Source organism: Streptomyces sp. rh34 (assembly GCF_002551245.1).
Classification (GTDB): Bacteria; Actinomycetota; Actinomycetes; order Streptomycetales; family Streptomycetaceae; genus Streptomyces.
In genome coordinates this window covers 18,855-33,170 of the sequence record NZ_NTGZ01000056.1, presented here as the reverse complement: position 1 = coordinate 33,170, position 14,316 = coordinate 18,855, and the positions used below count along the sequence as shown (strand labels likewise).

Annotated in this window: 15 protein-coding genes; 4 read left to right on the top strand and 11 right to left on the bottom strand. The window is 74.2% G+C overall.

Annotation, left to right across the window (positions count from 1 at the left end):
- Positions 1 to 1,334 (top strand): outer membrane protein assembly factor BamB family protein (locus tag CR470_RS13635; protein WP_179892244.1); only part of this gene is annotated, 1,334 nt, incomplete at its 5' end.
- 20 nt (positions 1,335 to 1,354) lie between these two features.
- Here the strand turns inward: CR470_RS13635 and CR470_RS13630 are convergent.
- Together CR470_RS13630 and CR470_RS13625 are read right to left on the bottom strand one after the other, a co-directional pair.
- Positions 1,355 to 2,848, bottom strand: a complete 1,494-nt coding sequence (locus CR470_RS13630; protein WP_097867860.1) for a hypothetical protein — start codon at positions 2,846 to 2,848, stop codon at positions 1,355 to 1,357.
- Positions 2,849 to 2,945: 97 nt separating this feature from the next.
- On the bottom strand, positions 2,946 to 3,686 hold the full coding sequence (locus tag CR470_RS13625) for an antibiotic biosynthesis monooxygenase (RefSeq protein ID WP_097867859.1): 741 nt from the start codon (positions 3,684 to 3,686) through the stop codon (positions 2,946 to 2,948).
- 171 nt (positions 3,687 to 3,857) lie between these two features.
- Between CR470_RS13625 and CR470_RS13620 the strand changes: the two genes are divergently transcribed.
- Positions 3,858 to 4,643: a phosphodiesterase gene (locus tag CR470_RS13620; RefSeq protein ID WP_097867858.1), complete on the top strand. Its 786-nt coding sequence runs from the start codon at positions 3,858 to 3,860 to the stop codon at positions 4,641 to 4,643.
- Positions 4,644 to 4,713: 70 nt separating this feature from the next.
- Here the strand turns inward: CR470_RS13620 and CR470_RS13615 are convergent, their stop codons facing one another.
- Positions 4,714 to 5,373, bottom strand: coding sequence for a DUF4232 domain-containing protein (locus CR470_RS13615; protein WP_097867862.1), 660 nt, complete (start codon positions 5,371 to 5,373; stop codon positions 4,714 to 4,716).
- A gap of 181 nt (positions 5,374 to 5,554) precedes the next feature.
- Between CR470_RS13615 and CR470_RS13610 the strand changes: the two genes are divergently transcribed.
- Entirely contained in the window at positions 5,555 to 6,436 is an 882-nt protein-coding gene (locus CR470_RS13610) for a 4-hydroxy-tetrahydrodipicolinate synthase family protein (protein WP_097867857.1), read from the top strand.
- Between the two features lie 24 nt (positions 6,437 to 6,460).
- Here CR470_RS13610 and dapD read toward each other — a convergent pair whose 3' ends face one another.
- Together dapD and CR470_RS13600 are read right to left on the bottom strand one after the other, a co-directional pair.
- On the bottom strand, positions 6,461 to 7,459 hold the full coding sequence (gene dapD, locus CR470_RS13605; RefSeq protein WP_097867861.1) for a 2,3,4,5-tetrahydropyridine-2,6-dicarboxylate N-succinyltransferase: 999 nt from the start codon (positions 7,457 to 7,459) through the stop codon (positions 6,461 to 6,463).
- A 10-nt stretch (positions 7,460 to 7,469) separates the two neighbouring features.
- Positions 7,470 to 8,714, bottom strand: a complete 1,245-nt coding sequence (locus tag CR470_RS13600; RefSeq protein WP_097867856.1) for an MFS transporter — start codon at positions 8,712 to 8,714, stop codon at positions 7,470 to 7,472.
- Between the two features lie 134 nt (positions 8,715 to 8,848).
- On the opposite strand from CR470_RS13600, the gene CR470_RS13595 reads away from it, so the two are divergent.
- Positions 8,849 to 9,742 carry a winged helix-turn-helix transcriptional regulator gene (locus CR470_RS13595; protein ID WP_097867855.1) on the top strand — a complete coding sequence of 298 codons (894 nt, stop codon included), beginning with the start codon at positions 8,849 to 8,851 and terminating at the stop codon, positions 9,740 to 9,742.
- Positions 9,743 to 9,783: 41 nt separating this feature from the next.
- On the opposite strand, the gene CR470_RS13590 is transcribed toward CR470_RS13595, so the two are convergent.
- The 6 genes from CR470_RS13590 to CR470_RS13565 form a co-directional block, all read right to left on the bottom strand.
- Positions 9,784 to 10,278 carry a S26 family signal peptidase gene (locus CR470_RS13590; protein WP_097867854.1) on the bottom strand — a complete coding sequence of 165 codons (495 nt, stop codon included), beginning with the start codon at positions 10,276 to 10,278 and terminating at the stop codon, positions 9,784 to 9,786.
- Positions 10,275 to 12,251, bottom strand: coding sequence for an ABC transporter ATP-binding protein (locus CR470_RS13585; protein ID WP_097867853.1), 1,977 nt, complete (start codon positions 12,249 to 12,251; stop codon positions 10,275 to 10,277). Before CR470_RS13585 ends, CR470_RS13590 begins: the two co-directional genes overlap by 4 nt.
- Complete coding sequence (locus CR470_RS13580; RefSeq protein ID WP_097867852.1) at positions 12,248 to 12,847, bottom strand: redoxin domain-containing protein; 600 nt, start codon at positions 12,845 to 12,847, stop codon at positions 12,248 to 12,250. The genes CR470_RS13585 and CR470_RS13580 overlap by 4 nt, the downstream gene beginning before the upstream one ends.
- On the bottom strand, positions 12,844 to 13,407 hold the full coding sequence (locus tag CR470_RS13575) for a MauE/DoxX family redox-associated membrane protein (protein WP_179892243.1): 564 nt from the start codon (positions 13,405 to 13,407) through the stop codon (positions 12,844 to 12,846). The genes CR470_RS13580 and CR470_RS13575 overlap by 4 nt, the downstream gene beginning before the upstream one ends.
- Before the next feature lie 262 nt (positions 13,408 to 13,669).
- Positions 13,670 to 13,885: a hypothetical protein gene (locus tag CR470_RS13570; protein ID WP_097867850.1), complete on the bottom strand. Its 216-nt coding sequence runs from the start codon at positions 13,883 to 13,885 to the stop codon at positions 13,670 to 13,672.
- A gap of 46 nt (positions 13,886 to 13,931) precedes the next feature.
- A complete protein-coding gene (locus CR470_RS13565) occupies positions 13,932 to 14,153 on the bottom strand; it encodes a hypothetical protein (protein ID WP_097867849.1) in 222 nt (73 codons plus the stop codon).
- Positions 14,154 to 14,316: the final 163 nt, after the last annotated feature.

Genomic DNA, 14,316 nt, shown 5'->3' with positions numbered 1-14,316 from the left:
GCCCGGCGGCGCGGCGCGGGGAGCTCGCCCGGCGCGGTCTGCTGCTGGCCGGAGGCGGCGGGCTCGCCTCGCTCGTGACGTACGCCCTCGTCCGGGGCGGTGGGGCGGGCGGGCGGAAGGAGCGGGTCGAGGACCCCTTGAGGATCCGGCCGGGAAACTCCCGGCAGGGCGCCCCGCGCTGGACCCTGACCCCCGCGTTCGACGGCACCACCGTGGACGCGCTGCGGTCGGCCGGGAGTTCGCTGCTGGTGCACGGCGTGGCCGTACCCGAGGTCGGGGGCGGCGGCAGCAGCGGATACGTCTCCGCGCGGCGGGTCCGCGACGCCGGGCGCCGGTGGCTGGCCGGCGCCGAGGAGAACGCCCCCGCGCAGTGGGGGGTGTCCGGTGCCGTGCTGGCTGCGGCCGATGTGGGCCTGGGCGTCCTCGATCTGGCGACGGGCGAACCACTCGGCACGCCCACGGAGCGCCCGGTCCCGTTGTGGTTCGCCGTCGCCTCCGGGGTGCTGGTCTCCGGTTTCGCGGCGGACGGCGACGCACCGACGCTGAACGCCGTGGACCTGCGCACCGGTGCGCAACGCTGGACCGGGGGCGCGGCGGAGGCCCGGCCGCCCGCCGTGCTGGACCGGTCGGTGCTGCTGGCCGACGAGGACGGTGACAACATCCGGTGCGTCGACGCGGTCAGTGGTGAACTCCGTTGGACGTACGAGGAGTTCGAGGGTGCGGTGGCCACTCTGGCGGCGGCCCCGGGTGCGGGCTGTTTCGTCCTGCTCGGCGTCGGCGGCGCCCTGCACTTCCTCCGGGCGCGCGACGGCGGCCGCCTGGCCACCGCCGCGCTGAAGGGCGGGCCGAGTTCCGGATCCAGTGCGCTGGCCGCGGTCGGCTCCACGGTGCTGCTGACCACCGGGGGCCGGGTCCACGCCTACGCGCCCGCCACCGGCCGGATGCTCTGGTCGGCGGGGACGGTGGGGTTGGACACCAGTTGGCCCGCGGGCACGGGCGGCGTCCGGGCCCCGGTGACGACCGGCGGATCACTGCTCCACTGGGCGCGGGCGGGGGTCCTCCAGTGTCTCGACCTCCGCAGCGGCGAGGAGCGCTGGGCGGCCACGCTCGGCGGAGTCGGTCAGGTGCCGCCGGCGGTGGCCGGGGGCACGGTGTACGCGGCGACGGGTGAGCTGTGCCGGGCCCTGGACGTGAACCGGGGTGCGGTGCAGCGGAGTTGGGGGGTCGCCGACGTACGGGACCTCGCCGCGGACGGGTCCGGCTGGTACGCCCGCATCGGCACGAAGGCGATACGGGCGTACAACCACACGGCTACGCCGATGGGGGGCTCCTGAGGAACCCGGAGTTCAGGCCCTCAACCGCCCGCGCGCGAGCGGGCCTTGAACGCCGCCTTGCGGGCGTTCTTGGCGGCCTTCTTGTCGCTGTGCAGCCGGCCCATGGCCTCCAGCACATCGGCGGTGGCCGGGTGGTCGACGCGCCAGACCTCGTCGAAGAAGCCGCTGTGCTGCGCGGAGAGCCCCTCGACCAGGCCCTGGAGTTCGTCCAGCTCGCCGTCCGCGTCCAGCTGGGCGGCGATGGTGTCGATGGCCAGCCAGAAGATCATGTTCTCCGGCGGGACGGGCACGTCGGCCGCGCCGCGCTCCGCGAGCCAGACGCGGGCCAGGCCGCCCAGCTCGGGGTCGCCGAGCACCGCGCGTACGGCGGGCTCCGCCTCGGGGCCGACCAGGGCGAGGGCCTGCTGGCAGTGGAGGCGGCGCAGCGGCGCGCCCTCGTCCGTGCCGCGGGCGGCGGCCAGCAGCTCGGCCGCGGCGGACACCGCGCCCTCCGCGCCGTACCCCGCGAGCCAGAGCTTGACCTCGGCGCGGGCGGCGGACTCCGGGTAGTGGGCGATGCCGTCGAGGAGGGCGTCGGCGCCCTTGCCCGCGAGGTCGCCGACGGCGGGGGCGTCCATCCCGGTCTCCAGCATCCGGGCCCGGACGCCGTACAGGCCGAGGGGGGTGAGCTTGACCATGCCGTACCGGGTGACGTCCTCGTCGTCGGCCCCGGCGGCGGAGGCGTCCGCGGCTTCGCCCTCCTCGACCAGCAACGCCTCGTCGACCGGGCGGTATTCGACGATCCCGATGGGTTCGAGGAGCCGGAACTGGTCGTCGAGGCGCATCATCGCCTCGGAGACCTGTTCCAGGATGTCGTCGGTCGGCTCGCCCATGTCGTCGGGGACGATCATCGAGGCGGCGAGGGCGGGCAGTGGGACCGGCCCTTCGCCCGCGCCGTTGTCCGCGAGGGTGAGCAGGTAGAGGTTGCCGAGGACGCCGTCGAGGAACTCCGCCTCGGCCTCCGGGTCCCAGTCCAGGGCGTCGAAGTCGATCGAGCCGTCCTCACCGACGAGGTCCGCGAAGTCGTCCAGGACGGGCGCGGTGGCGTCGGCGTGCACGGCGTCCAGGCCGTCGAGCCAGATGTCCAGGACGTCCTGCGGGGAGCCGCCGGTGAGGAGGGCCAGGTTCTCGCCCGTGGTGACGGTGCCCTCGGCCTCGCCGTCCGTGCCCTCGTCGCCCTCGCCCTCGCCCTCCTCGGGGTCGGTGACGTCGAGGAGGCCGGTGTCCACGGCGAGCCGCCAGGCCTCGCTGGCGTACGCGGCACCGTCCTCGTCGGCCGGGAGGCCGAGGTGCTCGGCGGCGGCGGGCAGCTGGTCCTCGACGAGCTCGCCGCCCGCGCCGACCCGGGTGTCCGGTCCCGCCCACCGGGCGAGCTTGACGGCGCGGACGAACAACGGAGCGGCGAGCGCGTCCCGTGCCAGTTCGGCCTCGGAGTTCAGCCGCACCGGCGGCAGGGAGGGGCGCTCTGCGGACATCGGGGGTTCTCCTCGGTGCGTGCTCGGGGCATACGGAGTGCGTACGCGGTTCAGCCGCCCAAGCCTAGACGCAATGCGCCGCGTGCCGCCCGCCGCTTCACCACATACCGCCCGCCCGCGCTCCCTGTACGCCCGCGCCCGGCTCCAGGCTGAGCACGGGGGTGTAGCGGTGCACACCGCCGCCGGTCATGCCCGGGTAGTTCCGGACGCGTTTCCAGTGCGGGGACGGGGAGCCGATGCCCTCTCCGGGCGCGGCGAGGGCCGCGATGTGGTGCTCGGCGCTCTCCCACTCGGCGTAGTTGAGGACCCGGGTGCCGTCGGTGCTGACGTGGAAGTGCGCGGCGATGCCGCCGGGGGGCAGCTCGGCCTCTTCGCCGAGCGCCTCGAACACCGCGTCCACCCAGTCGCGTTGGCGGGCCGGGTCGGGCCCGTCGAACTCGACGTCCACGATGACGAGGCAGCCGGTCTCCCGGGTGTCGCCCTCGGCCCGGAGGCCGGAGCGGTACAGCTCGTACGTGTGCAGTCCGAGGCGTTCGATGCCGGGGACGGCGGCGTCGATCTCGGCGTTGCGGACGTCGCGCCCCTGCCGCACGAAGTCCTGGTAGGCCTGTTCGCCGGTCCACTGGGAGTAGTGCAGCAGGGTCGCGCCGTCCTCTCCGGCGTAGACGCTGTAGGAGAGCAGCCCGGGGTGCGGCCATTCCCGGCTCTCCCAGGCCTTCCGAATGGCGTCGACGGCCTCTCGCTGCCGCCGCGGTGTACCCACGTTCCAGGTGCTGGCCTTGGCGATCCGGGCGTCGGCGCGGGCCGGGTCCGGTCGGTCGGTGAGGTGTGTGGTCATGGCGGTGGTCCCTTCGTCACGCGCGCCGGTCGGTGCGTCGTGACCACCACGGTGACTCCTCAAGTCCGCTTGAGGTCAAGACCGTTGTGCCGGGCGGCGTCAGCGCCCCGTTCGCCCACGGCGTGAGCGGCCTCGGGTGCGGGCGAAGGCGGCCGGGGAAGGACCGTGGACATGACCCTCTCCGTGGCACACCTGAGCGACCCGCACCTCACGACCGGTCCCCGGGCGGCGGCCCCCGCCGCCGGGTTGCGGGCCGCCCTGCGCCGGGTGCTCGCCCTGGACCCGTTGCCGGACTGTGTCGTGATCACCGGCGATCTCACCGAGGGCGGGGAGCCGGGCGCGTACGCGGCCCTGCGCGAGGAGGTCGGCGCGTTCCCGCTCCCCCTGCATCTGGTGACGGGCAACCACGACGCGCCGGAGGCTCTCGTGGGCACGTTCGGCGGGACGCGCTTCCTGGGCGGGGGGACGCTGACGTCGTACGCGGTGGAGCACCCGGCGTTCACCGTCGTGGTCCTGGACTCCCGGGTGGCCGGTGCGCCGGGCGGGCGGCTGGGGGCCGAGCAGCTGTCCCGGCTGGACCGGGAACTCTCCCGACGCCCCGGCGCACCGGCCCTCGTCTGTCTGCACCATCCGCCGGTTCCGGTCGGCATTCCGTTCCTGGACGCGATGCGCCTGGCGGACGGCCCCGCGCTGGCGGAGGTGGTCGCCGCGCACCCCCGGGTCGTGCGGGTGCTGGCGGGCCATGTGCACCGCCCGGTCACGGCGTCCTTCGCGGGCAGCACGGTGGCCGTCGCGCCGAGTACGTACCGGCAGAGCGGACTGGTGCTGCGGGAGGGCGTGCCGGGCTACCCCGACGAGCCCCCTGCCTTCCTGCTGCACGTCCTGCCGGAGGGGCCGCCCGGCACGGACTGGGTCACCCATACCGTCCCCACGGCCGGAACCGCGCCGGCCCGCTGACGCCGCCGCCCGCCCCTCCCGGCCGGTCCGCGTGCCCGGGCTTCCGCGCCGGACCGCTGACGGCCTCGCCTCAGGTGCCGAGTTGGGTGCGCCAGGCCGTCGTGTTGAGTTCGTCCATCAGCCGGATGTCGTGGCCCTCCAGCGGGAAGACCCGCGCCGGGAGACCGGGGGCGGCGGAGATCTCCAGGGCGTCGCCCTCGATGAGGTCGCCGCCCTCGGGGGTGGAGACCCAGGCGAGGATCGACTTGACGGTGCGGCCGGGGTCCAGCAGAAGCTTCTTCGGGCCCGGGTCGCTGCCGAAGTACGAGCCGTCCTCGTTGACCTTGACGGGGAGGGGGCGGCCGTCCTCGCCCAGGGCGCGTATCGCGGGGTAGCCGTCGACGGGGTAGGGCTCTCGGCCGCAGTTGGTGAGGGTGAGCACGACGGCCCGGTGCATCATCCCGGTCTCCACCGGGCCCATGTCCACCACGGCCCCGGAGGCGGGGCACTTCCCCGGCGGGGCGGAGGTCGGGGCGGGCTGTGCCGTGTCGCCGTAGGCGGGCGCGGGGGTCGGGGGCAGCGTCTCGGCGCGGACGATGCCGGAGCGGGGCGTGGAGGCGGACGGGGCGGGGTCCGGTTCTTCGCCCTCGCCGGCCGGGACGAGGAAGCCTGAGCAGCCGGTCAGGGCGGTCAGCGCCGCCGCCAGCAGCACGGCGGAGGCCCGTCTCCGCACCCGTACGCGCACACCCATGCCCATGCCCCCACCTCTCGCCACGACCCGTCGCCGCGCGGCCTGTCGTCCGTGTGCTCGATCATGTCAGAAGCGGTGTCGGAAGCAGTCTCCGCCCTACCGGACTCTTCAGCATCTCTTGCCGGTCACCCGAAGAAGATCTAAGTGGACCTACAGGGTTCCGGGAGCCGACACTTCGGACATGACCGCCACCGCACCGCGTCCCTTCGGCCGCGCACTCTGCGCCATGATCACGCCCTTCACCGCGACCGGGGCCCTGGACCCCGACGCCGCCCGTGCGCAGGCCGCGCGCCTGGTGGCGGAGGGCTGCGACGGGATCGTCCTCAGCGGCACCACGGGCGAGTCCCCCACGACGACGGACGCCGAGAAGTCCGCTCTGCTGCGAGCCGTCCGGGCGGAGGTCGGCGACGGGGTGCCGCTGCTCTCCGGCGTCGGGGGGCCGGACACCGCGCACACCCTGCGCCTGGCGCGGGAGGCCGAGGAGGCGGGCGCGGACGGGCTGCTGGTGGTGAGCCCGTACTACAGCCGCCCGCCGCAGGCGGCCGTCGAGGCGTACTTCCTGCGGGTCGCGGACTCCACCGGCCTGCCGCTGATGCTGTACGACATTCCCGGCCGCGCCGGAGTGCGGATCGAGCCGGAGACCCTGCTGCGGCTGGCTGAGCACCCGCGCGTGGTGGCGGTGAAGGACTGCTCCTACGACCTGCTCGGCTCGACGAAGGTGATGACCCGCACCTCGCTGGCGTACTACTCGGGCTGCGAGGAGCTGAACCTGCCGTTGTACGCGGTGGGCGGCGCGGGGTACGTCAGCACGGTCGCGAACGTGGCCCCGCGCCAGGTACGGGCTCCGCTGGACGCGTTCGACGCGGGCCGCACCGACGAGGCGGCCCGGCTCAACGGGCTCACGGCGCGCCTCACCGAGCTGATGATGGCGAGCGGCCTCCCCGGCACCGTCACCGCGAAGGCACTGCTGGACGCCGGGCCGGTCCGCGAACCGCTGCAGCCCGCCGGGCGCGGGGCGACCGACGGGCTGCGTGCGGCGTACGAGGAACTCCTCGCGGCCTGATCTCCTCGCGGCCTGGCGAACAGGTCAGTTGTGGGCGTGCAGGACCTCGTTGAGGCCGCCCCACACCGCGTTGTTCGGGCGGGCCTCGACGGTGCCGGTGACCGAGTTGCGGCGGAAGAGGATGTTGGAGGCGCCGGACAGCTCGCGGGCCTTGACGACCTGTCCGTCCGGCAGCGTGACCCGCGTGCCGGCGGTGACGTAGAGGCCGGCCTCGACGACGCACTCGTCGCCGAGCGCGATCCCGACGCCCGCCTCCGCGCCGACCAGGCAGCGCTCGCCGATGACGATGCGCTCCGTGCCGCCGCCGGAGAGGGTGCCCATGGTGGACGCGCCGCCGCCGATGTCCGAGCCGTCGCCGACGACGACGCCCGCGGAGATGCGGCCCTCGACCATGGAGGTGCCGAGGGTGCCCGCGTTGAAGTTGACGAAGCCCTCGTGCATGACGGTGGTCCCGGCGGCGAGGTGCGCGCCGAGCCGGACGCGGTCGGCGTCGGCGATGCGTACGCCCTTGGGGGCGACGTAGTCCGTCATCCGGGGGAACTTGTCGACCGAGGTGACCTGGAGGTGCAGGCCCTCGGCGCGGGCGTTGAGCCGCACGCGCTCCAGGTCGTCGACGGCGACCGGGCCGAGCGAGGTCCAGGCGACGTTGGCGAGGAGCCCGAAGAGCCCGTCGAGGTTCTGGCCGTGCGGCCGGACGAGCCGGTGCGAGAGCAGGTGCAGGCGCAGGTAGGCGTCGTGCGCGTCGAGCGGCTTGTCGTCGAGCGAGGAGATGACCGTGGACACGGCGACGACCTCGACGCCGCGCCGGGCGTCCACGCCGAGGGCCTTGGCGGCGCCCTCGCCGAGCCGGTTGACCGCCTCGTCCGGGCTGAGGCGCGTCGTACCGGCCGGGCCGGGGTCGGAGGTCAGCTCGGGGGCGGGGAACCAGGTGTCGAGGACGGTGCCGTCACCGGCGACGGTGGCGAGGCCGGCGGCGACGGCGCCGGTGGTGCGGGCTGAACCCTGGGAAGTCGTGTCGGTCATGAACAGCAACCTAACCGGCCGGGGCCCGCTCGGGCGAACCGGTCTCAGCGTGCGGCCTCTCCCCCGCCGCCCGTGCACGCTCCCCCGGTACGGGCAGTCGCCGCGCCGCCAGCACCGCTCCCCCCGCACCCACCGCGAGCAGCGCGCACAGCGGCCAGAGCAGGGCGGGAGCGGCCGCGTACAGTGCGGCGCCCAGCGGCGGGGCGAGCACCTGGCCGCTGATCGAGGCACCGGCGTACAGGCTCTGGAAGCGGCCCTGGGCGTGGCTGGGGGCCTGGTCGGCGACGTAGGCGGTGGCGGGGGTCTTGTAGAGGATCTCGCCGAGGGTCAGCGAGAGCATCATGGTGACAGCGAAGATCACCCCCGCGCCGGGGATCAGGACGGCGTACGCGAGCCCGACGAGCAGGAGCCCGACGCCGACGAGGCCGAGCGGGGCGCGCCGGCGCAGAACGTGGGCGGCGGGCAGTTCGAGGCAGAGGATGACGCCGCCGTTGATGGCGAGCAGCCAGCCGTAGAGCTGGGTGGAGTGGCCGTGGTCGGCGAGGAAGACCGGCAGGGTCGAGTACTGCTGCCGGTAGACGAGGTCGATCACGACGATCGCGGCGAGCAGCACCAGGACGGCGGGCCTGGCCCGCAGTTCGCGCCAGAGGCCCGGGGCGTCCGGGTCGTGGGCGCGCACGGAGTGGGCGCTGCCCCGGGCGGGCAGGATCCGGGCGGCGTAGACGGCGAAGAGCAGGGTGCCGACGCCGTCGGCGATGAAGAGCCAGTCGTACGAGAACCGGGTGGCGACCAGGGCGCCGAGCGGCGGGCCGATGGCGAAGCCCCCGTTGGCGGCGAAGCGGAAGAGGGCGAAGCTCTGGCGGCGGTTTCCGCCCTCGGGGACGGAGACCGCGACGAGGGCCGCGTTGGCGGCGCGGACGACGCCCGCGGCGTACTGGGCGACCGGGAGCACCGCGTACAGGGCGACGACCGGGAGGGCGGGCAGGACGACGAGCGCGGCGCCGCTGACGCAGGCGCCGGTCAGCAGGGCGCGGCGATGGCCGAGACGGTCGCCGAACCAGCCGCCGGTGAAGTTCCCCGCGACCAGGCCGACGCCGCCGACGCCGCTGATCACTCCGGCCTGGGTGACGCTCAGACCGCGCGGCCCGACGAGGTACACGAAGAGGTAGACGAAGGTGAAGCTGACGACGGCGTTGAGGAACGCCCCGAGCGCCAGCAGCCGTACCGTCCGCGGTACGCCGCGCACCATGCCCATCCCCGCCACCCCCATGCGATCACCAGTGCGTTCCTTATGGGAACGGACTATGGCAGCATGATTCCATCGGGGTCAACCGAAAGACCCCGGCGGGGCGGGCGGGGTGGACAGCGGCCACAACCGGAGGAACGACCATGCCTCAGCGCACCAGCCTGGCCGACGCCGACTGTTCGATCGCCCAGGCCCTCGACGTCGTGGGCGACTGGTGGACGCTGCTGATCGTGCGGGACACCGCGCGCGGCGTGCACCGGTTCGACGCGCTCCAGCAGGAGTTGGGCGTATCGCGCAAGGTGCTGACCGAGCGGCTTCGGCTGCTGGTCGACGCGGGGGTGCTGGCGCGGGAGCCGTATCAGGACCGCCCGGTCCGGCACGAGTACCGGCTCACCCCGCGTGGCCGGGCGCTCCTGCCCGTGCTGATCGCGCTCCAGGACTGGGGCGACACCTGGGTCCTGGGGGAAGGGGAGACGATGGCGACGACGGCCGAGGCCTCGCGGGAGGCGGACCGGGTGCGGGCCCTGAAGGGAACGCGGCTGCCGGAGCTGGTGCTGACCGGGGACGACGGAGAGCCCCGCGACCCGGTCGCCGCCACCCCGTACACCGTCCTGTACTGCTTCCCCGGCGCCTACGCCCGCGGCGACGCCTACCCGCCGGGCTGGGCGGGGATCCCGGGGGCGAGTGGCTGCACCCTCGAATCGTGCACGTACCGCGACCAGTCGGCCGCGTTCCTGGCGGCGGGCACGACCGTGCACGGGGTGTCCACGCAACGCCCGGACGAGCAGCGCGCGTTCGCGGAGAAGGAGGGGCTGCGTTTCCCGTTGCTCTCGGACGCGGACCTGACGCTGACGGCGGCGCTGCGGCTGCCGACGTTCCGGGCCGCGGGCGTGAGCAGGCTCAAGCGGCTGACGCTGGTGGTGGACCGGGAGCGGACGATCCGCGAAGTGCTGTACCCGATCACGGACATCGAGGCGAGCGTGCGCGAGGCCCTGGAAGCGGTCCGCCGCGTGTCGGACCGGCCGGGCGCACCCTAAGGGCTGTCGGTACTGCCCTCCCGAAACAGCCACCGCCATCGTCAAGCCCGGGAAGGGGGCGGGGGCCACCCCACATCCATCACCGGAGTCACCTCCAGGACGGGAGGATCCGCCGGAACGGCAGGGGTGTGTCGAGGCAGGGGGCGTATCACCCTGCCGGTCAGCAGAGTGCGGGGGACGTAGCCGAAGCGGCGGGAGTCGATGCTCACGGGCTGGTTGTCGCCCAGGACCAGGTAGTGGCCGGGCGGCACGATCGAGCCAGGGGGGACGTCCAGCCGCTCGGCCATGAGCGCGGGGACCGGATCGCCGGGTCCGGCGGCGATCCGTTTGATGATCAGGCCCTCGTGCGTGAGCCCCTCATCACGCGCGTCGGAAGGCGGTTCGAGGACGACGACATCTCCCCGGGCCACCCGACGCGGGCGGCGGCGTACCAGGACGCGGTCCCCGTCGCGGAGGGCGGGCTCCATGCTCGGGCCGGTGACGGTGACGGCCAGCAGGCGGGTCCGCAGCAGACGGCGGGCGAGGCGCACGATCACGGAGGGCCCCCGCTCCGGGAGGCTCCCGCCACCACGTCGGCGGGCGGCTCCGGCCGGGCATCGGCGGCACGGGCGGGCGGGGCGGGTACGGAAGACCCCGCGCCGTGCTCACCGGCGGCGGGCGCGTACCCGCTGGCCTGGAGGGTGAACAACCGGGCGTACACCCCGGACCGGCGCATCAGATCGGCGTGCGGTCCCCGTTCGACGATCCGGCCGTCCTCCAGGACCACGATCAGGTCCGCGTCGCGCAGGGTGTTGAGGCGGTGGGAGATGAGCAGCCCCGCCCGGCCCGCCCGGTGACGTCGCAGCCGGCGGTGGATCTCGTACTCCGCCTCGGGGTCGAGACCGGAGCCGGGCTCGTCGAGGACGAGGAGGTCGGCGTCGTCCCGGATCAGGGAGCGGGCGAGGGCGAGCCGCTGCCACTGGCCGCCGGAAAGGACGACGCCGGTCGTGGCGTCGTCCTTGTCCCGCTCGCTGAAGAAGATCCGGCTCAGCAGGGTGTCATAGCCGTGGGGCAGGCCGGTCAGCCGGTCGTGGATTCCCGCGACGCGGGCGGCCTCCTCCACCCGGTCGCGGTCCCGGAGTGCGGTGAGGTCGCCGAGGACGATGTTCTCGCGGGCGGTCAGGTCGTACTCCATGAAGTCCTGGAATGTGGCCCCCATCCGGCGGCGCAGCTCACGCGGGCACAGTTCGCGCAGGTCGACGCCGTCCCAGAGGATCTGTCCCCGGACGGGATCGTAGAACCGGCACACCAGCTTCACCAGCGTGGACTTCCCGGCGCCGTTCAGACCGACGAGGCCCACGGCCTGTCCGGCGGGCAGGACCAGGTCGACGCCCCGGAGCACCCAGGGCTGGTCCGCCCCGTAACGGAACCACACATCGCGGAACTCCACCGAGTGGCGCAGCGGCGGTACGGGACGGGGCCGGGCGGGCACGGGCAGGTCGGGCTCGGCGTCGGTCACGGTGAGGAAGTGACGGAACATCAGGAGGGCGTGGTGGCCCGTGGCTAGTTCGACGGCGAGTCCGGCCAGCGCCGCCTGGACCGCGGGCAGGGCGGTGACCAGGACGGTCACCCCGCCGACGGTGATCTGTCCCGAGCGGGCCGCCGAGACCGCCCACAGCAGTCCGGCCCCCGCGACCAGGGCGGAGAGCAGCGCGAGTCCCGCCTGGACGGCCAGCTCCTGACGGTCCATGCCCCGTCTCGCCGCATCCGAGGTGCGGCGCTCCGCGACCATCCGGTCACCGAGGAACCGCCCCAGGCCGAAGAGCCGGATCTCCTTCGCGGCCCGCAGGTCGGTCAGCAGTGCGCTGTAGAACAGCTCCCGACGCTCCACCGGGCCCACCGACCAGACGAGGGCGGCCCGTCGGCGGCTGAGCGCGATCTCGGCGCCGAGGACGAGGACGCCGGAGGTCAGGACGGCTGCCGCCATCCAGGGGCCCAGCAGGGTGAGCGCGCCGAGGAATCCGGTGAGGGTCACCACCGCGCCGACGGTGCCGATGACGCTGCCGACCGCGTCGACCGGCGCGGAGCCGCCGTACTGACGGGCCATGCGCAGCCGGTCCAGGAAGCGCGGGTTCTCGTAGGGGCCGATGCCCGTGAACCGGTCGACGGCGGTGTGCAGTTCGATCTGGGCGCGCAACCCGACCGCCCGGCCGAGCTGGGCCCGCAGATACTGGAGGAACTGAGGGACGACGGCCAGGGCGACACCGCATCCGACCAGCAGCAGAACCGGGCCGGTGAGGGAGCCGCCGGTGAAGGGGCCGGTGACCAGGCGGTCGATCACGGTCTTGAGGGTCCAGGCGGCGGCGACCGGGGCGGCGGACGCGGCCACCGTGAGCAGCAGCCAGCCCGTCAGGGTGGCGGGCGCCGCCCGGCGGGCCAGGCGGACCGCGGCGACCAGGACGGCACGGAGCGGGGAGTGGCCGGGCTCGTCACCGGGCCGGGCGGCGCGGGCGGGAGCGGGGGCGGTCATCGGGCGGCGACGGGGGTATGGGGCCACCGGCCGACTTCCGTCACCACGAGACCGCCGTCGGGGCTGTGCCCCACCCGTACACAGCTGGGAAATGCCTTGGCGGCGAACGCCGTGGTCACAGGACCGTCATGGGGTTCCTGGACGGTCGGCACCACGGCGGACAGAGCGGCGGCCATCGATCCGGCGTCCTCGCCGGACGCGCCCGATTCGTGCGGGTCCCGTGCTCCGTGTGAGTCGTCGACGACGACGGCGAGCACCTGCCGGGCCTCCTCGGGCCGGTCCGCGTACCGGGCGACGAAGCCGGGCAGCTTGTCGCGGCAGGGCTCGCAGGTGGGCGAGAAGAACGCGACGAGGGTTCCGTCGGTGAGATCCCGGTCGGTGACGGGGCTGTCAGGCGGGCCGGCGGTGAAGGAGGGTACGGGGGTGCCGACGGGCGCGATCCCGGACATGCCTCCGGGCATCCCGACGGCGGGTACCGATGTCCGTCGCAGCAGGTCGGAGTGGTCCCGCAGCCGTCGGACGACTCCGACGGTGAGTACGAGGTCGACCATGGCCAGGGCTCCGACGGCGAGGACGGCGGCGGCGAGCGGACTCACGGGGCGGTTTCCTTTCGGGGCAGGGGACGGAAGAGCGCGGCGAGGTCGTCGAGGGCCGTGACGAGCAGGCCGAGGACCGCGCCCGCGAGGGAGCCGGTCAGCACCGCCACCGGGTCGCCCGCATCCGGGCCGCGGACGGCCGTGGCCACGAGGCCGGTGACCGCCACGGCCAGCAGGATGGAGTTGCGTACGGCATGTACCGCGCCGAGCGGAGTCGTCGTACGGCCGAAACAGTGGCAGGGCGTCCGACGGCCACTACGGGCGGCGGCGACGGCCAGCGCGGTGAAAGCGGCGAGCAGTACGGTGGCGATGGCAAGCCCGGCGACGAGTACGGGCGGCGGAGCGAGGAGGCCGGGCAGGGCGAAGACGGGTACGAGGACGGCCTCGGCGGTCACCACCAGCGCGGCGAGGGGGCGGGCGGGCAACGGTACGGGGAGTCGCAGGGCTCGCACGGTCCTGGTGAACTCCGCGAAGGCGGCCGGGTTCCGTACCTTGCCGAGGACGGAGCGCGTGAACACCAGCAGCAGACAGCCACGGACCGCCCAGACGACGAGTTCCACGACGGGGTCCTTTCGGAGGGGGGCGGCCGCGACGGGCGGCGACAAAGCGGCACGGTCGGTGCGGAGCGAGTCGGTTCAGCCGGGGGTGCCGTGGGAACGGGCGCGTTCGATGGCGGGTGCCCGGACGGCGGACGGAGTCCGTCCCGCAGCGCCGACGGGGCGTGGTGCGTGCCGCTCCCGGGTCCGTGACCCGAAAGCGGCACGCACCTGGGGCACTGTCCCTGGGAGGCCACCGTCAGGTCGCCTCCCAGGGGTGATGCCGTCAGCAGGTGGCGCAGCGTTTACCCAGGTACACCCGGGTTCCGTCGGAACAGACCCGAGAGGTGAAGATCGCCCTGAAACCGGTGTGGTGGCACATCGGGACCATCGTCGAGTTGCACACTTCCTCGGTCCAGCACTCGACGGCGGCAGCCGCCTCCGCCCGGGGAACGAGGCGGTCGACCAGCGCATCGGACAGGTTCCGGGTCCAGTCGCGCATGGAGATCCTTTCGTCTCGGTGAGTGAGGGGTGGTTCCGGGGGCAGGTCAGCCGTTGCAGCGGGCGCAGCGGACGCCCTGGAAGGTGCGGCTGCCGTCGGCGCACACCCGGTAGATGAAGTAGCCCCAGCGGCCGGTGGCGCCGCACAGCTGGAGGGGGCCCTGCTGGCAGACCTCCTCGGTCCAGCACTGGGTGGCGGCGGCAGCCTCGGTCTTCGGGACCAGGCGGTCGATCAAGGTGTCGGAGAGGTTCTCGAACCAGGCACGCATGGGAGTTCCTTCGGTCAGTGGGTGAGCGGTCGGCCCGGAGCGGGCCGGCCGGCCGGTGCGGCGCTCGCAGCAATGGCGCGGGGGAAGCGGACCGCCGTCAGCGTGGACGGGGCGGACCACGGTCGTTCAGAGGGCCGGTGCCCGTCCCGCCGCGGAGCCGGAT

What these genes read in the sequence shown, in the direction of transcription:
- CR470_RS13630 (WP_097867860.1), bottom strand. Translation starts at nt 2,848, where the DNA reads ATGTCCGCAGAGCGCCCCTCCCTGCCGCCGGTGCGGCTGAACTCCGAG.
- CR470_RS13625 (WP_097867859.1), bottom strand. Translation starts at nt 3,686, where the DNA reads ATGACCACACACCTCACCGACCGACCGGACCCGGCCCGCGCCGACGCC.
- CR470_RS13620 (WP_097867858.1), top strand. Translation starts at nt 3,858, where the DNA reads ATGACCCTCTCCGTGGCACACCTGAGCGACCCGCACCTCACGACCGGT.
- CR470_RS13615 (WP_097867862.1), bottom strand. Translation starts at nt 5,373, where the DNA reads ATGGGTGTGCGCGTACGGGTGCGGAGACGGGCCTCCGCCGTGCTGCTG.
- CR470_RS13610 (WP_097867857.1), top strand. Translation starts at nt 5,555, where the DNA reads ATGACCGCCACCGCACCGCGTCCCTTCGGCCGCGCACTCTGCGCCATG.
- dapD (WP_097867861.1), bottom strand. Translation starts at nt 7,459, where the DNA reads ATGACCGACACGACTTCCCAGGGTTCAGCCCGCACCACCGGCGCCGTC.
- CR470_RS13600 (WP_097867856.1), bottom strand. Translation starts at nt 8,714, where the DNA reads ATGGGCATGGTGCGCGGCGTACCGCGGACGGTACGGCTGCTGGCGCTC.
- CR470_RS13595 (WP_097867855.1), top strand. Translation starts at nt 8,849, where the DNA reads ATGCCTCAGCGCACCAGCCTGGCCGACGCCGACTGTTCGATCGCCCAG.
- CR470_RS13585 (WP_097867853.1), bottom strand. Translation starts at nt 12,251, where the DNA reads ATGACCGCCCCCGCTCCCGCCCGCGCCGCCCGGCCCGGTGACGAGCCC.
- CR470_RS13570 (WP_097867850.1), bottom strand. Translation starts at nt 13,885, where the DNA reads ATGCGCGACTGGACCCGGAACCTGTCCGATGCGCTGGTCGACCGCCTC.
- CR470_RS13565 (WP_097867849.1), bottom strand. Translation starts at nt 14,153, where the DNA reads ATGCGTGCCTGGTTCGAGAACCTCTCCGACACCTTGATCGACCGCCTG.